This is a genomic window from Shewanella sp. (assembly GCF_041630135.1).
In the GTDB taxonomy this organism is placed as follows: Bacteria; Pseudomonadota; Gammaproteobacteria; order Enterobacterales; family Shewanellaceae; genus Shewanella.
This window is the reverse complement of sequence record NZ_JBFKLW010000013.1, coordinates 24,391-41,496: the sequence shown is the minus strand read 5'-3', so window position 1 is coordinate 41,496 and position 17,106 is coordinate 24,391. Positions and strand designations below refer to the sequence as shown.

The following is a 17,106-nucleotide window of genomic DNA, read 5'->3' as shown; positions in this document are numbered from 1 at the left end:
CCAATTGGCCTAAAGCATACCAGAGGAAGTAGGGATGAGCAGCACTCAAAAAATTAAGGCATATTCCTATCTGCGATTCAGTACCCCAAGACAAGTGCAGGGGGATAGCTATCGCCGTCAAATTGCATTGGCCAGAGCTTATGCCATAGAGCACGGACTTGAACTCGAAGAAGATGTCGTGGCTGATATCGGTGTCAGTGCGTTTAGAGGGGCGAACAGGGAAGCTGCATTAGGCCAGTTTCTGGAGATGGTTAAGTCAGGGCTCATTGCCAAAGGTTCCTATCTGTTGGTGGAGTCCCATGACCGTCTGAGCCGGGAGCAGGTTGAAACCGCCTTGGCAAAGTTCCTCGAGCTGATTAACTCAGGCGTAGTGGTAGTAACGTTGTTTGATAAGCAAGTATACCGGTCTGGTGGGCTCGACATGGTCAAGTTAATGACCAGTTTGGTTTACATGAGCAGAGCCAACGAAGAGTCTGAGATGAAGAGTCGCAGGGCGTCAGCAGCCTGGAGCGAGCAACGTAAACAGGCGGCATCGAGAGGCAAAAAGATAAAGAATTCAGCGTTACCAACGTGGCTGGATTGGGACGCCGAGCAGCTAGTCCTGAAGCACCCAGAGGTTGATGTCGTTCGCCGCATATTTGAGCTGGCGTTGGGTGGTTCTGGCTTTGAGCAGATTGCTGCCATCTTGAATAAGGAGAATATCAAAACCTTTCGCAAGGGGGTGCTGTGGCGACCTGCCGGTGTCGGGCAGATACTCAAGAGTAGATCAGTGATTGGTGAGTATCAGCCAATGACCAGAGTGGATGGTGTCAGGCAGCCAGTGGGAGAACCCATTCCAGACTACTATCCTGCGGCCATATCAGTAGCGGACTTTAACCGCGTGCAGAGATTGATAAGCATCCGGAATAAGCATAGTGGAGCCTATCGTAAAGGAGAATTCAACTATCTGTTTTCTGGAGTGATTAGGTGTGAATGTGGTGAGTTACTAAGGTATCACAACAAAGGCACACAACAGCAACCAAGGCACTATCTGGTTTGCCCGATGAAAACTGCCGGTGATTGTGACGTACCATTCATCAGGTACGAGCATCTGGAGCCGCAAATGCTGGTAGCAATTAGCCACTTTCCCCGTATCTTCAGCCGAATGGACCGAAACAATGAAATGCTCACGGCCTTGGAGCAGCAAATCGCAGTCACTGAAGATCTCATTGTAAAAGCAGCGAAGAGGCATGCCAACGCTACCCAATTACTGGTTGAATTCCCGCAGAGCACCGAGCTCAGAGCACAGTTTGTTTCTTTGGAGTCGGAGGTAAAGGCTTTGAGAAATGCGTTATCTTCACTCGAAGTTGAGCGTGATGCCATTCTAGGTGCTGTGCAAACAGTTACCTTGCTAACGACAGACAAACTCGGCACCACAGAGTCGCGACGCCAGTTCAACACTCAGCTGGTTCAGAGTGTGGCCAGGATTGAGCTCAGCACCGATGCCGATGTTATTTCCTTCAGATACTTCTTAAAAGATGAAACGCTACTCTGTGAGCAGATATTTGAAACCCTGTGGAAGCCAAGACGAGGTGTTGAACTGGGAGGAAGTGAACTATTGGATAACCAATGTATGACGGTATGCAAGACCATTCGGGATGCCCCGTTTATTGATACTCGCTGGTTCCCAGAAGATGTAGAGCTGTCAGCTTACCCAGCGATCGAAGGCAATGATGTATTCACCGCTGATGACCTTAAATCCGCTGACCCAATAGGGATAACTCTTGAAGATTTGATAGTGCGGCACTAAGTGCTGCACTTAGTGTAGTCAGGGGGGGCTACCCCCTGACGTATCACTTAGCACCAATCTTTAGACTTGGTATCTCGGCTCGGGTGCAGTAACTACAGGGCTATAGAAGTCATGACGGCCTACCGAACAGGGCTTTAGCATAATGCCTTGTATGCAGGCTTTATTCTGTTTCCGTACCTTGCTGAATCCCTTGTCCACCAGCCGTTTGGTCATGATGTTGCGGGTCATCTTCCAATCGCTGTCCCGTTCGGCCCACTGTCGAAACTTATCGTACAGTTCATCGGTCGGAATGTAGCTTTCTGGGTCGCTCTGGGTAACCTCTTCCAGGAAGTTGGCCAGTAGATCTGACTCATGACGATACTCATCAATCCCGGCACGAATACTGGCTGGCAGTGACGTTTTAATACTCTGTTCAAGCCACATTTGCACGCCCTTGATGGCCCAGTTGAGGATACCAGGCAGCTCGGCATTAAGTTTCTCCATAAGCCGTGGATCCAACTGCGAGCCGGTAAAGCTGGCATTAAAGGGCAGCATGATGATACGTCGCCACATCCCTGGGCTGGTATCCCGGATAACCGGCTTATGGTTACCGATCATCATCAGCGTAAACTTAGGCCTGAACTCCAGCTCATGCTTGGCATAGACCTGCCGGGCTACGATGATGTCATCACCGGTCATCGACTTAACCAGGTTCTCATCCATGCGTGATCCCTCAGGGAGTTCGTTAGCCACCACCAGCCGACTGCCCACCAGCTTGGCCAGAGACGGATTGGGGCCTTTGCCATTGCCATTGGTTTGTAACAGCACATCACTGTTTATCTGGTGGTAGTAGCTTCCCATCAGCTTTTGCAGGACATTCATTAAGGTACTCTTACCGTTACAGCCATGCCCATGGAGGAAAAACATCACCTGCTCATCTGTGCGGCCGGTTAAGGTGTAGCCAACAATTCGCTGCAATAGTTGACCATACTCCTTATCACCGCAGGTGACTTCATCGATAAACTGCTCCCAGCGGGGGCAGGTAGCAGACTCGTCATAGGTGATTTCACTACAGCGGCTGATGTACAAATCATGTCTTGAATTGCCCCTAGTACCTGTCCTTAGATCAATCACACCATTCTGAACGCCCAATATCATTGGATCACTGTCAAAGCAGTTTGCACTGATCTGGTGGCGTGATTCGTACACTTCCAGCATGTCCTGTAACTTCTTACGATTGAGACTTGAGCGGCCAAAGTTGATGTATTTATCAGCGAGTTTCACCATCTGTTCGTCGTCGGCAGTTGCGGCTTGCCGCTTTACTTTCAAGCCATGCTCGATGATTTTTTTCCCCACCCTTTTTGCGTCATCTAGCTCAGCTTTTCTAGTGGCTTGCCAGAGACAACCGTCAAAGTGATACATTTGGTTAAACTCTTGAACGAAAAGTACGTGCCCATCCCAAAAGGTTTCGAGCCGATCAGCATTCCCAACGTCATTGAAGGTATTTGGGTCTATGGAGTCCCAAATGCTTGCAGAGGTTTTTGGTGCATCTTCAGCCTCTGCCGACTCTTCAGTTGAGCTGGCTTCGGCTGGTGGATAATGGGTACCGCAAGTGCTGATTAACTCATCAAGGCTCATCGGACTTTCGCTACGAAGGTAGTCATCAATGTCCTTGCCTTGACCTTCTGGCAGCGTTACCTGAATTAACGAAGGTAAACCGAGGACTCCGACTCGCTCGCGGTATTTGTTTCCGGCATCGTCCATATCGAAGAAGGTAACCAGCTCACGTTGCTGTAGCCGCTCCTTCAGCCAGCTCAGCTGGGATTGGCTCAACTGGCCATTGCTCGCCAGCACAGGACCCTGCCAACCGTGCTCAATCATGGCCAGCAGATCGTGCTCGCCTTCCACCAGTGCCACAAGACCTGGGCGTAACATCGAATCCTGGCCGTAAAACTGAATGCCTTTGAGCCAGTGAATCTTTTGAAGCTGAAACTCCTTCTCTTTCCTGGGATCTTTAAAGGTAAAGCGGCAGATATGCTTCTGCTCATCAAGGTGAGGGAAGATATAGACGCCTTTGGGGAAAAAGTCCCTCGGTCCGTATTGGGTTTCTGCCACCAGCCCTGATGCATACATCTCGTCCAATGTAAAACCAGCATCTATCAGGTGACGCGATAGCCCTCCGCGACTGAAACCAACGCCCTGATCAATCAAGGTGTTTGAGCTTAGTTTTCGCTTGTCCATCAGCCACGACAGGTGCTGGCTGTTATCCTCTAACATGGGTTCCCAATAGTACTCCCATGCTTTCTCCAGCAACGCCTGACACCGCTCAAATTGCTCAGGGGCCAACTCGGGCATTTCTTGAGCAGCTTTGGTGGTCTGGGTGCGGGGCTGGGTGTTAACGGTAATCCCTTCAATCTCACCACGCAGCAGCTTATTGGCTGCGTCGTAGGCGTTTTTAGCAAGTTTGCAGGTTACTAAATAGCTAAAGATGTCCCCATGCTTTTTACATGAATAGCAGTGATAGTGCTGCTCTTCAGAGTCGCTATGGTAAATCTTAAAGCAGCCTTTATGACCACAGAAGGGGCATACATCGTCGTCGAGTTGGCAGCAGTCGGATTGCGTTGGCTTGATGGTGTTGCCGGTGAGCTGGCAAATCAGTTCTGGCAAATCGAACATGGCCTTAACGCCAGCTAAACGGTGCTCTTTCAGCATCGGATGGGTGTTACGGATTGAAGCTATATTGCGTGATGTCATGAGGACATCTCCTTGAAACATAGGCCAGCAGATTAAAATAACTATTGAGAAAACCTGCTATTTTGGCCTTCGAGCCTTGTTTGGGCTCTTCCCCGGTGGGTGCTCTATCCTGAGTCACTTGCCGGGGCATTTACCTCATCAATCGAATCTACGCTGATAAAGGCTAACCGCTTGCATTCCCGCTGCGGTTTGGTTGGTTTGGCTGGTCAGTAATCCAGCCAGCTGCAAACGTCTGATATGACGTCTGGCAGTTCTAAGTGAGTATCCACAACGCCTGGCCAGCAATCTGGCGAGGCTGATATTGCCGGTTTGCAGTAGTCCGTTATGGACCGACAAACGGCTAATCTCAAAGAGGGTCTTACCAAGCTGGTTTTGTAACAGCTCGAAAGGCACCTTGAAGCTATCTGATGCATCAGCTGCGTTATGCTGTGCCGACACCTCCTTATTAACTAATTGATTAAACATACTATCTCCTGCGGGTGTCATTTTATGTCACACCCTTATTAATGTTTTAATCGATTTTTCCCGCCAGTAAAACCCCCTGTATCAGTCCAAAATGAGTGAATCGGAGGAAGTCCTTGCTATCAGCGTTGAATGTCGCAATATGAAATATATTCATATGCAAGCGATATGTAATTCCCTAATGGAATAGCATTTGTTTTACAACATGTTATGACCGATCAGGTTTGGTTTGGCTGCAACCTGAGTCTTGTCTAGCCTACAGCTCCCCCTCTGCCGAAAAATCAGCAAACTGACTAAACTATTCTTATCTCTTATTCCCTTAGATACTTTTATAAAATCAATAGAAAATCAGCAGAGTAAATCCATTAATCCGTTAAAGTGCCCTGTTTGCAGGGGCTTTGGCCGAACAGCTGCTTTCAGAAATCGGCAGAGGATCAGCAGCTCTGTCTATCGAGGAATGATTGAGGGATGAATGAGAGGCGGCTGACAGTGGAAGCAGGGCAGTTGTCAGTGCCAATAGCTAAAGAGCACTCCCTGACAGTCTCTTTGAGGTCATTGCAGGGGCAGCCATCACCAGTCAATCAGCACAATTATCCACCAGCTGGCTTGACTGAGCTTTAAGGAACTTGCAGGTCATTTATCCCGCCATGAGGGGGGCTTGCAGAAGGCTTAACCGAATGCTCTATCCAGAGTAAAAAACTGTGAAATAACAACTGTTCACCCTATAGGGCTGTTGGTACACTGCGGGATACTTTTGTCGTAAACCCAATTGCTGCCGATGCCGGAGTGCGTTGGTAAGGCTGTGAGCATACGTATGGACCATTCCCGCATCAGTTCTTTGGCCGGTCTTATCTGGTCAGTCGCCGACCTCCTTCGAGGTGATTTCAAACAGTCCCAGTATGGCCGCATTATTCTGCCGTTTACCGTACTTCGCCGCCTCGAATGCGTACTGGAAGGGAGTAAAGACAAGGTGCTGGCTCAGTTTGAGGCCACCAAAGACCTGCCGGAGCTCGCCCGCGAGAAGTTACTGCTCAATGCCTCCGGCCAGACCTTCTACAACAGCTCCAAAATGGACCTGTCCAAGCTCGGTGAAACCCACACCGGCGATAACCTCGATGCCTATGTGCGGGCCTTCTCTAAAGATGCCCGCGAAATTTTCGAGCACTTCAACTTCGTCAACACCATCTACGCCCTGGATGATGCCAACTTGCTGTATCAGGTGGTGCAAAAGTTCCGTGAGTTTGAGCTGTCACCCGCCGCGGTTGATAACTACCACATGGGTCTGGTGTTTGAAGAGCTAATCCGCCGCTTCGCGGAAAGCTCCAACGAAACGGCCGGGGAGCACTTTACCCCACGCGATATCGTCCGGCTCACCACCTCATTGGTGTTCACCGGCGATGACGATGCCCTCAGTAAACCCGGTGTGGTTCGCTCTATCTACGACCCCACCGCAGGCACCGGCGGCTTCCTGTCGTCTGGCATGGAATACCTGCACGAAATCAACGAGTCGGCCCGCCTTGCCACCTATGGTCAGGAACTCAACCCCGAGTCCTACGCCATCTGTAAGGCCGATATGCTGATTAAGGGGCAGGACATCAGCAACATCAAGCTGGGTAACACCCTCTCCGATGACCAACTAGGCTTCGAGCGTTTCGATTACTGTCTCTCCAACCCGCCATTCGGGGTGGACTGGAAGAAGGTTGAAAAGCAGGTTAACGACGAGCACAAGCTCAAGGGCCACGAGGGGCGCTTTGGTCCCGGCCTGCCCAGGGTATCCGATGGTTCGCTGCTGTTCCTGATGCACCTCATCAGCAAGATGAAGCCCGCCGACCCCGGCTCGGATAAAGCCCAGGGCAGCCGTATTGGCATTATTCTCAACGGCTCGCCGCTGTTTACCGGCGGGGCAGGCAGTGGTGAGAGCGAAATCCGCCGCTATATCCTTGAGCGGGACTTGCTCGATACCATAGTGGCCTTGCCCACCGATATGTTCTACAACACCGGCATCGCCACCTACATCTGGGTGCTGTCCAACCACAAACCGGCTGAGCGTAAGGGCAAGGTGCTGCTTATCAATGCTGCCGATATGCACTCCAGCATGCGTAAGTCGCTCGGCAGTAAACGCAAGTTCCTCGATGAAGCCGCCATCAACACCATTGTCGAGCTCTACAGCCGTTACGATGGCAAGGCAGTCGATAGCCCAATCGCCAAGGTGTTTAATACCACCGACTTTGGTTATCGCCGCATCACGGTTGAGCGGCCGTTAAAGCTCGCCATTTACCCCAAGGATGCCGCCAAGCTCGAGTCATTGCAGCAGGGCAAAGCCTGGGAAAAGCTCGATGCCAGCATCAAAGCCGATGTCCTTAAGTCACTGGCAAGTCTTGCAAGCGACAAGTTCTTAAGCCGCGATGAGTTCAAAAAGGCTTTCACCAAGGCGTTCAGTGCCATGTCAGCGGACAAGCTGCCAGCGGCCGTGCTTAAGCTGCTGTACTCAAGCCTGGGCGAGCAGGATGAGGCGGCCAAGGTGTGCATCAGCAAGGGTGAGCCGGAGCCTGCCACCGAGCTTCGCGACAACGAAAACGTGCCACTGACAGAGGACATCAACGCCTATTTTGCCCGTGAAGTGCTGCCCCATGTACCCGATGCCTGGATAGACACCAGCAAAACCGACCCCCTCGATGGCAAGGTCGGGGTAGTGGGTTACGAAATCCCCTTTAACCGCCATTTCTACCAGTACCAGCCACCACGTTCGCTGCAAGAGATTGATGCCGATTTGGATGAGGTGGCGAAGGAGATTATGCAGCTGTTGGCGGAGGTACACTCTTGATGACATTCCGAATGGTCTTTTGTATCCATGGCGGCGTTGTCCCGGTGCTCGCTCGGTCACCCATTCCGAGAAATCAGCTCGCTATGCTCCCTCACTGTGCGCCGCGACGCCTTGCCCTGAACCCAAAATCCGCAATCGGGGGGCGAGTATGAGTGAACAAGCCGCATTGAATAACAAGTACGTTGGGTATGCTGATTACAAGGATTCTCGAGTTGAGGAGCTTGGGCGGCTCCCCGCTACATGGGGTGTAAAGAAGGTTAATTACCTCTTTTCATTTGGTAGGGGTTTGAACATTACAAAGGCTAATTTGGAAGATACCGGTATTCCCGTAGTGAACTATGGAGAAGTACATTCAAAATATGGATTTGTAGTTGACCCGGTAATCCATCCATTAAAGTGTGTATCCTCGGAATACTTAAAGACTAACCCTGGTGCTCTTCTTCGCAGGGGAGATTTTGTGTTTGCTGATACTTCCGAAGATTTGGAGGGTGCTGGCAATTTTACTCATTTTGATGGTAGCTGTGACCTGTTTGCGGGTTATCACACAGTAGTTCTTCGTCCTCAACATGACAATTTACCTCGCTTTCTAGCTTATGCGTTTGATTCTTTGGAATGTCGGAGCCAAGTTAAATTGGCTGTGAAAGGGGTTAAGGTCTTTAGTGTTACCCAAGGGATCTTGAAGGATGTAGCTTTACCTGTCCCTCCAATCGAAGAACAACGCACCATCGCCGCCTTCCTCGATTACGAAACCGCCCGGATAGACAGCTTGATTGACAAGCAGCAGCGGCTGATTGAACTGCTCAAGGAAAAACGCCAGGCGGTCATCTCCCACGCCGTCACCAAGGGCCTAAACCCAGCAGCCCCCATGAAGGACTCCGGCGTCGAGTGGCTCGGCCAAGTGCCAGAGCATTGGGGTGTTACTCGTGCCAAGTTAGTCTCTGACATCTTTGTGCCACAACGAAATAAGCCTGAGCTGAACGACTCTGGGGTTGGCGTAAATTGGGCGACCATGGAAGACATGAAGAGTGACAACATTAAGGCGACAAAACGTTTCGTCTCAATAGATGCGTTTGAAGCAGCTGGTTCAAAAGTACTAAGAAAAGGTGCAGTTGTTGCGAGTTGTGTTGGTAACTTTGGTATTGCGTCTGTTCTGGACGTTGATGTGGTGATCAATCAACAATTGCAGGCCTATATCCCCAAAAAAATTTCTGCTCCATACCTTCGAGACCTGATTGGCTGCTCTAAGGTATATTTTGATTTGGTTGGAACTGCAGCAACGCTCGTTTATGTAAATCAGGAGGGATTCGGAAATTTACCTGTTCCACTGCCTCCAATGGATGAGCAAAAAGATATTGAACAGTACACGAAATGTAAAAAGGAACTGTTTGATAAGGCGATAAGTAAGGGGCTTCGACAAGTGGCTCTTTTACAAGAACGCCGCACCGCCCTGATTTCTGCTGCTGTGACCGGCAAGATTGATCTGCGTGGTTGGACACCACCCGTCAAGGAGGATGCCGCATGAATTCCCTTAAGATAACCCTGTTGAAGGATAGCCAATGAGCATGGAAGCCAAGGCCAGGGAGCTGGCGTTTCAGAACTACATTATCGATGCTCTGGCATCTCAGGGCTGGCTGGTGGGCGATTCCGCCAGCTTCGATAAAGAGCGGGCGCTTTATCCTGAAGACTTGCTGGCCTATGTCAAAGAAAGCCAGCCGCAGGCCTGGGAAGGCTTTTGCCGTATCTACCCCGAGGCGACGGAAAAGCACCTGCTGAGTGCCGTGGTAAGGCATCTTGAGCACCCCGATAAGGGCACCCTTTGGCTGCTCAGAAACCCATTGGAAGACCGGGGGGCCAGGCTGAGACTTGCCACCTTTAAACCCGATCACGGCCTTAATAGCGAGCTTATCAGCCGATATCAGGCCAATCGCTTAAGAGTCGTGCCAGAGCTTATCTACAGCCCCAATGGCTATGATGGCCGCATCGATTTGACGCTGTTTTTGAATGGCTTGCCGGTGGCGACATTAGAGCTTAAGTCCTGTTTTAAGCAAAGCCTTGAGAACGCCAAACAGCAGTACCGCAAAGACCGCCTGCCCAAAACTGGCAACAAGGACGAGCCGCTGCTTAAGTTTCGCCGTGGGGCACTGGTGCATTTTGCCGTGAATCAGTTTGAAGTGGCCATGACCACCAAGCTTGCCGGTGACAGCACCTTCTTTTTGCCATTTAACCGAGGCACCAAGGCCGGTGGCTCAGGTAATGATATGCCTGCCGAGGGCGAAGGCTTTGCTACCGGTTATCTGTGGGATGAAATCCTTTCACCGGATAACTGGCTCAAGATATTGGGACGTTTTATCCATCTTGAGGTGAAAAAGCAGGAAGATGCCCTTGGGCGGATACACAAGAAAGAAACCCTTATCTTCCCCCGTTATCACCAGTGGCAGGTGGTGAACAAGTTGCTTGCTAAGGTGCAGCAGGAAGGCTCCGGCCACAAGTACCTGATCCAGCATTCGGCGGGCTCGGGTAAGTCGAACTCCATTGCCTGGCTGACCCATCAGCTGGCGTCACTGTATCACGCCGATGGCAACAAATGGTTTAAGTCGGTGATTGTGATTACCGACCGCACTGTGCTCGACAGCCAGTTGCAGGAAACCATCTCCCAGTTTGAGCATGCCGAAGGAGTGATAAGCCGGATTAACCGCGATGAGGGCGATGGCAGCAAGTCTGCCCAACTGGCGGCGGCACTGGCCAACGGTACACCGATTATTGTGGTGACCATTCAGACCTTCCCTTATGTGCTGAAAGCCATTCAGGAGTCCACCAGCCTGAAGGACCATACCTTTGCGGTAATTGCCGACGAGGCCCACTCGAGCCAGAGTGGCAGCACTGCAAGGCAGCTGCGTGAAGTGCTGATGGCCGAGCAGCTGAATGAGGATGAAGAGCTGAGCGCCGAGGATGTGATGAACATGACCCTGGCGGCTCGCCTTGGCAGCAATCACATCAGCTACTTTGCCTTTACAGCCACCCCCAAGGGTAAAACGCTGGAGCTGTTTGGCAGGCCGGATAACCCGGCGATGCCCTTAAGCGATGACAACAAGCCCAAAGCCTTTGATGTGTACAGCATGCGACAGGCCATTGAAGAGGGCTATATCCTCGATGTGCTGCAAAACTACACCAGCTACAGCTTGGCGTACAAGATGGCCATCAGCGGCGACAAGGCCGAGCAGGAAGTAGACAGCAAGAAGGCCAAGAAGACTTTAAACAAGTGGTTCAGGCTGCACCCGCACAACATAGGCCAGAAGGTGCAGGTGATAGTGGAGCACTTTAAGGCCAATGTGGCCCATTTGCTGAACCAGCAGGCCAAGGCCATGGTGGTCACCAGCAGCCGCCTTGAGGCCGCCAAGTATAAGCTCGCCTTTGACAAGTACGTGGCCGAGCAGGGCTATGGCAACATCACTGCCATGGTGGCTTTCTCAGGTGAGGTGACCGATCCGGACACAGGGATAGCCCACACAGAACGCAGCATGAACCCTAACCTGAATGGCCAGGACATGCGTAAGGCATTCGATACCGACAGCTATCAGGTGATGCTGGTGGCCAATAAGTTCCAGACCGGCTTTGACCAGCCCAAGCTGTGTGCCATGTACGTGGATAAGAAGCTGACCGGGGTGGACTGTATCCAAACCCTCTCGCGGCTTAACCGCACGTATCCCGGCAAGGACAGAACCTTTGTCCTGGACTTTGTGAATGACCCGGATGATGTGCTGGCCGAGTTCCAGAAGTACTATGAAACCGCCACCCTGGAAACGACCTCAGATCCCAACCTGGTGTATGACCTTAAGCACAAGTTGGTGAATGAGGGGATTTTTATGTGGAGTGAAGTTGAGGCCTTTGCTGACTCATACTTCGACCCCAAACGGGGCACTGAGGGCCTGCTGCATTACCTGTCGCCGGGCCGCGACCGTTTCCTTAAACGCTATCAGTTGGCGATGGACACCTTAAGGGCCGCCAAACGCCAGTTTAAAGAGTTGAAACTGCATGGCACCGAGGTGGACAAGAGTAACGCCGAAGAGCGGATTGCTGCTGCCGAGGAAGCCCGTAACGAGTTGGTGATGTTCAAGAAGGATTTGAACAGCTTTATTCGTTTCTATGAGTTTGCCTCGCAGATAACGCCATTTAACGCTGTGGATCTGGAGCAGCTCAGCACTTACGCCAAACACCTGCTGCCATTGCTGCGGGAAGAGGTGTTGGAGGACGATGACATCGACCTCGATGGCCTTGTGCTCAGCCACTACAAGCTCAAAGAGAAACGTACCCAGGATTTACAGCTGAGGGAAGGCCAGGGCGAAGGGCTCGATGGCATTACTGGCCTGGGCTCAGCCAAGCCCAAGCAGGATAAAAAGGATTTTCTGTCGGAGATCCTCGCCAGGTTAAACGAGGCCTTCGGTGAGGGGGTGACCGAGGGAGATAAGCTTGATTGGCTCCATGGGATGGCCAGTAAAATCGCCGAAAACGAAGCTGTGATGGCCCAAATCCATAACAACGATCGCAAGGCCATTATGCAGGGCGACTTCCCCAAGGCGGTGGATGAGGCGGTGATCGACCGTATGGATACCCAGCAGGGGATGTCGATGGATTACCTGTCACGCCCAGATACGGCGAAGATCCTACAAAACCTACTGCTGGATGTGCTACTGAAGGGCCTTGGCCGGGAGATGAGGGGGTAACATCGCATTGAAACTAAAGATTTGCTGCGATATGCTGAAAACATATTGACGGTCTAGTCAGTACAGGGAAGTTAGGCTATGATCTGCAGCCGTTCAACTGAGGAGGTTCATTATGTCTACTACTTCATTTGACAGAGCCTTTGTTGTTGCCGATAGCGATGCCATTGCACACTTAAAGAGTGACATGCAATCACCCAGGAAAGTTAAGGTGAAGCATCGCGATCATAAGAAAGATGCCGAGAAAGGTATTAGGCTATTAAAACAACGCTTGTCAAAATAAGTGACCTATTAAACAGCGGGGAGTTCTCTGAAACAGAAGTCAGAGAGCTCCTTAGTTCATTTACGTGTCCAAGAAATGCTGATGTGGAGTCGTTTCTTCACAATAAGGCAATCGATTTTGAACGTAGGGATGCGGCTAGGACTTATCTTTTAGTCGGCCAAGATGGTAGTATTTTGGCCTATTTCTCCCTGTCATTTAAAGAGTTGCAACTTAACGACACCTCGTTGTCTGGGGCCCAGGTTAAAAAGCTTGATGGCTTTAGTAAACGGGCAGAGAGAGTTAAAGCTTACTTGATAGGTCAGATCGGCAAGAATTACTCTGTTGTGCCTAACCCCATAAACTTACGCCGTATACTCGATGAAGTATATATGGTCATTGATGAGGCTAGAGCTTTGGTTGGTGGTCGAGCAATCATTCTTGAATGTGAAAACACTCCTCCATTGATCGAGTTATATCAAACCCAAGGCTTCAAGCTCATACATACAACTAGCAACGAGAAAGGGTTAGTTACGATGTACACGGTTGTGTCTGGTTGAATAGAGTATGGTTGGATGTCTGGAGTCCAACATCAGAAGGGAGGATATGTGGCTAACAAGTTTCTCAAGTCCAAAGACGCTGAACCCAAAAGCAGTAAGCTGTCGGACTTTGTGCTGCATGCTTCTTCCAGAGACAAGAAGAAGGTGTTTACACAGGTATTGAAAGCAGCCTCAGCAGAGCAGCGAAAAGTGATTGAACAAGCCGCTGCCATGCAGTGATGGTGTTTGATTGTACTTCGCAAAGGTAGCCTCAGGGCTACCTTTTCTTTTATGTGTTGCTTATTGGTCCGGATAGTCCGCATACCAGTAAGCGACGTTCAGCCATTCACCGGTAGCCTGAAAGTGGACAAGCAACCGAACAATCCAGTGCATGAACGGCAGATGCTCCTTGGGGTGGGTAGCGTAAAGCACCTCACCCTTGCTGAGGTCTATCGATTCCGGGGTAAAGCCTTTCGCGATAAGGAAGCGTGTAATGGCATCAGGGTCCCTGAAGTCGCCATCAAATAACTCGCCGGTGAGCTTCATCTGTTTTTGCCGTGTCCCCCAGTTGTCGGGCACTATCTCTACGTCAAAGTATGGCAATTTGGAGGCCTGAGCTCCGTCTAACTGTCGTTCCCGTTCCTTCTCCTTACATCGCTCCAGCACCAATAATGGCGGGTAGTTCAATGCAACTTCTTCAGGCCAGCGGACGTCACCTCGGCGGGTGTTGGGCACGGGGGCCAGGTATTGTGCTGGCGTACATGGTTCGTACATTTCGATTTCTCCAATTGGTTGGTGGGGCAGATTTTGTCATCCCCGTTATTACTAGTTTAATGCGATCAGGCGTCCGTTAAGCCTCTTATACCGTTAATCAATCCCCTCATTTTGAGGCATAAGAAACCTGAATTAAATCAATAGGAAGGGTTTGCTATGTCACTAACATCAAAGGCAACGTCTCTTCAGGGGGACTATCAGGAACGGGTCATTCGGGAGGCGATAAGCATTCTGGAGGCCCGCTATCAGGACCACAGTGCCAAAACCTCGGTGTTCACTTCTCCGGCTTTGGTAAAGGATTACCTGAAGCTAAGGATGGCGGCTTACGAGCGGGAGGTTTTTGCGGTACTGCTGCTGGACAGCCAGCACCGTTTGATTGCCTGTGAGGAGTTGTTCTTTGGCACCATAGATGCCGCCGCTGTTTATCCGAGGGAGGTGGTTAAGCTGACTCTTTCAAGGAACGCCGCAGCGGTGATATTTGCCCATAATCATCCCTCGGGTATACCAGAGCCTTCGGCAGCTGATAGACGCATTACAGAGCGTCTGGTGAACGCTCTGGCCACTGTGGATGTGCCGGTACTGGATCATCTGGTTATCGGCCAGGTGGATGTGGTGTCGTTTGCAGAGAGGGGCTGGTTATGACGGACGGCAAGGTTCTGCAAGCTATCTCAATCGATTTAGTGGAGGCACGCCGCTGGTTGCCTGTGACTGTCACGCTGGTTGGCATTCTACGGAAAACACTGGAGGCACATCCAAACGAGCAGGGCGCTAATGGCGTAACCCTGAACTATCGGGATCCTGATTACTCAGCGGAGCAGGGTGGCTATCACCCAGTGGAGATCAGACTTGAGCAATCAGGTTCTAGCTCTGGATGGCGGTTGGTGTATGTCACTGACTTTGCCTTCTTTGGCCGGGTGTATCCCGAGCTGGAGAAAGAGCTGGACTTCAACCTGTCCAATGGCACCGGGTATCAGGCCTACATGGGGGAGTATCCGCTCAACCATTTCCGGGGACTTTACCGGGTCTGGGAGGCCAACTTCCGCTACTACCTCCGGTTAGGCGTTTATCAGCTAACCGTCACCTGGGACTAAGCTGTCCCAATCAACCGAACGGCAGTCAATCCGTCACTACATGGGCCCATGTGGTGGGGTTTCGGCTGCCCGTTATCAACCAACCAAAGGAGAACATCATAAACGAGCTACTCAAACGGGTCGCTAAAGCCGCACTGCTGACCATAGTGCCGATACTTATCCAGGCCTTCACCGAACGCTACTTGTCGGAAGAGGAAGCCTGGGAAGAGCCTCTTGATGACGAAGATCAAGAGAATCGTAACTGACTGTTTGCAAAGTCATTTAACCAAGCTCATGTGACATGGGTGTGATTGGTACTTTCACCCGTGTCACATGGGTCCATTCGCACCTTCTGAAATGCTTGGTCAGTGTACCTTGCCCTATTGAACAGGAGTTTCTTATGGCAGAGATCGGATATGCCCGTGTTTCTACCACGGGACAAAGCCTGGATGCACAACTGAAAGCACTGGCCGCTTGCGACAAGGTATTCCAGGAAAAGGTCAGTGGTGCCAAGGATGACCGTCCGCAACTGCAACTGATGCTGGAGTTTGTCAGAGAGGGAGATGTGGTCATTGTGACCAAGTTGGACAGGCTCGCCAGAAACACTCGGCATCTACTTGAGATTGCCGAATACCTGGCGAAGAAGCAGGTGTCATTACAGATCCAGAATCTCGGAATTGATACCGGCACCCCAACCGGAAAGTTGATGCTGACCATGGTGGGAGCTATTGCCACCTTTGAGCGGGAGCTGATGTTGGAAAGACAGGCCGAAGGCATTGCACTCGCCAAGCAAAGGGGCAAGTACAAAGGCCGTAAACCAACAGCCATGCTGAAGAGAAACCAAGTCGTGCCAATGCTGGAAGAGGGGATACCAAAGCCCGAAATCGCCAAACGAACGGGTATATCCCTGTCCAGTGTGCAACGGATAGCAAGAGAACAACGATAGAGGTAATGATGGATATTAAGTCGGTTTTGAAGAAAAGAGTATTAATTGGATTAGGAGCTTTCCTGGGGTTAAACGCGATTATCTACTGGGGAGCTTATGACATCCCCAAATGGCAAGGTGAGAAAATGGGGGCGGTACTATCTGAACAGTGCCGGGGTGGACTCAGCTGGCCTGATTACCATTTCAGGGGAGACAAAAAGGTTATCGAAAAGGAAGTTAAAGAGATAGCGTCAACCTTGCAGGCAAGGATCCCAAAGCAATGCGATTGGAATTGCTTTGAGGAGCTATACATTGCCTCATCAACATTAGATAAACCCACCAAAATAACAGTTCTTACTTCAGTTCAATTGCTCATGTTCTATCAATCCGCCAAGGCAAAAAATGATGCAACTTTCGCCAAGCACGTTGCAGGATGTGTGGAAGAACTGGATGAAGTGCTTGATAGCAATCAACTCTTGGTTATGTATGATTGGCAAAGTCGTAATGGAATGGGCTGGAATGGAGTATTCACACCATTTGATTGGTACTTCAGGACCTTCCTAAAATGGTAAGAATAGCAACGCTAACCATATTGTTCCTGATGATGGTCAAGCCAGCAGCGGCAAACGACATGATGGAGTACCTCAAACGGGCTTACGCTTGGCGAGAGGTGTCTGCCTTATGTCTAAACAAGGCTCCTGAGTACCAAGAAGACTGGTCCCTGATGGTACAGCTCCACGACAAGCAGATCATGCTGTGGCAGCAAAACATCAGAGATGAACTAAAGGCGTCTATGGCTCCTGAAGGAAGGGCCTCAATGTGGTTTGACCAACTGGATAACCTGGCGAAAGTGTGGGCTCCCAACCAAGTAAAAGGCATGGAGTGCAATAAGGCTGACCTGGAGTTCTTGGCGAACCGAATGACGCAGGATCCAATGTTCTTCACCGCTATGGAGTTGATTAGACTCGAGAAAGGAGGGCGTTAAGCCCTTCTTTTAGCAATTCGCCGCATGT

16 protein-coding genes are annotated in these 17,106 nt (G+C 50.7%); 13 read left to right on the top strand and 3 right to left on the bottom strand.

Annotated elements, in window-relative coordinates; genetic code table 11:
• The first annotated feature begins 34 nt into the window (after window positions 1–34).
• On the top strand, window positions 35–1,789 hold the full coding sequence (locus ABYK60_RS05440) for a recombinase family protein (RefSeq protein WP_372870910.1): 1,755 nt from the start codon (window positions 35–37) through the stop codon (window positions 1,787–1,789).
• Between the two features lie 60 nt (window positions 1,790–1,849).
• Here the strand turns inward: ABYK60_RS05440 and ABYK60_RS05435 are convergent, their stop codons facing one another.
• Both ABYK60_RS05435 and ABYK60_RS05430 read right to left on the bottom strand, forming a co-directional pair.
• On the bottom strand, window positions 1,850–4,522 hold the full coding sequence (locus tag ABYK60_RS05435; protein WP_372870909.1) for a phage/plasmid primase, P4 family: 2,673 nt from the start codon (window positions 4,520–4,522) through the stop codon (window positions 1,850–1,852).
• Window positions 4,523–4,660: 138 nt separating this feature from the next.
• Window positions 4,661–4,987, bottom strand: a complete 327-nt coding sequence (locus tag ABYK60_RS05430) for an ArsR family transcriptional regulator (protein WP_372870908.1) — start codon at window positions 4,985–4,987, stop codon at window positions 4,661–4,663.
• 811 nt (window positions 4,988–5,798) lie between these two features.
• On the opposite strand from ABYK60_RS05430, the gene ABYK60_RS05425 reads away from it, so the two are divergent.
• The 6 genes from ABYK60_RS05425 (at window position 5,799) to ABYK60_RS05400 (ending at window position 13,564) form a co-directional block, all read left to right on the top strand.
• Window positions 5,799–7,808: an N-6 DNA methylase gene (locus ABYK60_RS05425; RefSeq protein WP_372870945.1), complete on the top strand. Its 2,010-nt coding sequence runs from the start codon at window positions 5,799–5,801 to the stop codon at window positions 7,806–7,808.
• Between the two features lie 148 nt (window positions 7,809–7,956).
• Entirely contained in the window at window positions 7,957–9,330 is a 1,374-nt protein-coding gene (locus ABYK60_RS05420) for a restriction endonuclease subunit S (RefSeq protein ID WP_372870907.1), read from the top strand.
• 34 nt (window positions 9,331–9,364) lie between these two features.
• Window positions 9,365–12,529, top strand: coding sequence for a type I restriction endonuclease subunit R (locus ABYK60_RS05415; protein WP_372870906.1), 3,165 nt, complete (start codon window positions 9,365–9,367; stop codon window positions 12,527–12,529).
• 112 nt (window positions 12,530–12,641) lie between these two features.
• Entirely contained in the window at window positions 12,642–12,809 is a 168-nt protein-coding gene (locus ABYK60_RS05410; protein ID WP_167388660.1) for a hypothetical protein, read from the top strand.
• A gap of 83 nt (window positions 12,810–12,892) precedes the next feature.
• Window positions 12,893–13,345, top strand: a complete 453-nt coding sequence (locus ABYK60_RS05405; protein WP_372870905.1) for an acetyltransferase — start codon at window positions 12,893–12,895, stop codon at window positions 13,343–13,345.
• Window positions 13,346–13,393: 48 nt separating this feature from the next.
• Window positions 13,394–13,564 (top strand): hypothetical protein, encoded by a 171-nt coding sequence (locus tag ABYK60_RS05400; protein ID WP_372870904.1) that lies wholly within the window; start codon window positions 13,394–13,396, stop codon window positions 13,562–13,564.
• A 60-nt stretch (window positions 13,565–13,624) separates the two neighbouring features.
• On the opposite strand, the gene ABYK60_RS05395 is transcribed toward ABYK60_RS05400, so the two are convergent.
• Window positions 13,625–14,098, bottom strand: a complete 474-nt coding sequence (locus tag ABYK60_RS05395; protein ID WP_372870903.1) for a hypothetical protein — start codon at window positions 14,096–14,098, stop codon at window positions 13,625–13,627.
• Between the two features lie 156 nt (window positions 14,099–14,254).
• On the opposite strand from ABYK60_RS05395, the gene radC reads away from it, so the two are divergent.
• From radC to ABYK60_RS05365, 6 genes are all read left to right on the top strand, one after another.
• Window positions 14,255–14,740 carry a DNA repair protein RadC gene (radC, locus tag ABYK60_RS05390; protein WP_372870902.1) on the top strand — a complete coding sequence of 162 codons (486 nt, stop codon included), beginning with the start codon at window positions 14,255–14,257 and terminating at the stop codon, window positions 14,738–14,740.
• On the top strand, window positions 14,737–15,189 hold the full coding sequence (locus tag ABYK60_RS05385; protein ID WP_372870901.1) for a DUF2787 domain-containing protein: 453 nt from the start codon (window positions 14,737–14,739) through the stop codon (window positions 15,187–15,189). Before radC ends, ABYK60_RS05385 begins: the two co-directional genes overlap by 4 nt.
• Before the next feature lie 53 nt (window positions 15,190–15,242).
• Entirely contained in the window at window positions 15,243–15,434 is a 192-nt protein-coding gene (locus ABYK60_RS05380) for a hypothetical protein (protein ID WP_372870900.1), read from the top strand.
• Window positions 15,435–15,568: 134 nt separating this feature from the next.
• Window positions 15,569–16,114 carry a recombinase family protein gene (locus ABYK60_RS05375; protein ID WP_372870899.1) on the top strand — a complete coding sequence of 182 codons (546 nt, stop codon included), beginning with the start codon at window positions 15,569–15,571 and terminating at the stop codon, window positions 16,112–16,114.
• Between the two features lie 5 nt (window positions 16,115–16,119).
• Window positions 16,120–16,665: a hypothetical protein gene (locus ABYK60_RS05370; RefSeq protein ID WP_372870898.1), complete on the top strand. Its 546-nt coding sequence runs from the start codon at window positions 16,120–16,122 to the stop codon at window positions 16,663–16,665.
• Complete coding sequence (locus ABYK60_RS05365; protein ID WP_372870897.1) at window positions 16,659–17,078, top strand: hypothetical protein; 420 nt, start codon at window positions 16,659–16,661, stop codon at window positions 17,076–17,078. Before ABYK60_RS05370 ends, ABYK60_RS05365 begins: the two co-directional genes overlap by 7 nt.
• The last annotated feature ends 28 nt before the right edge of the window (window positions 17,079–17,106 follow it).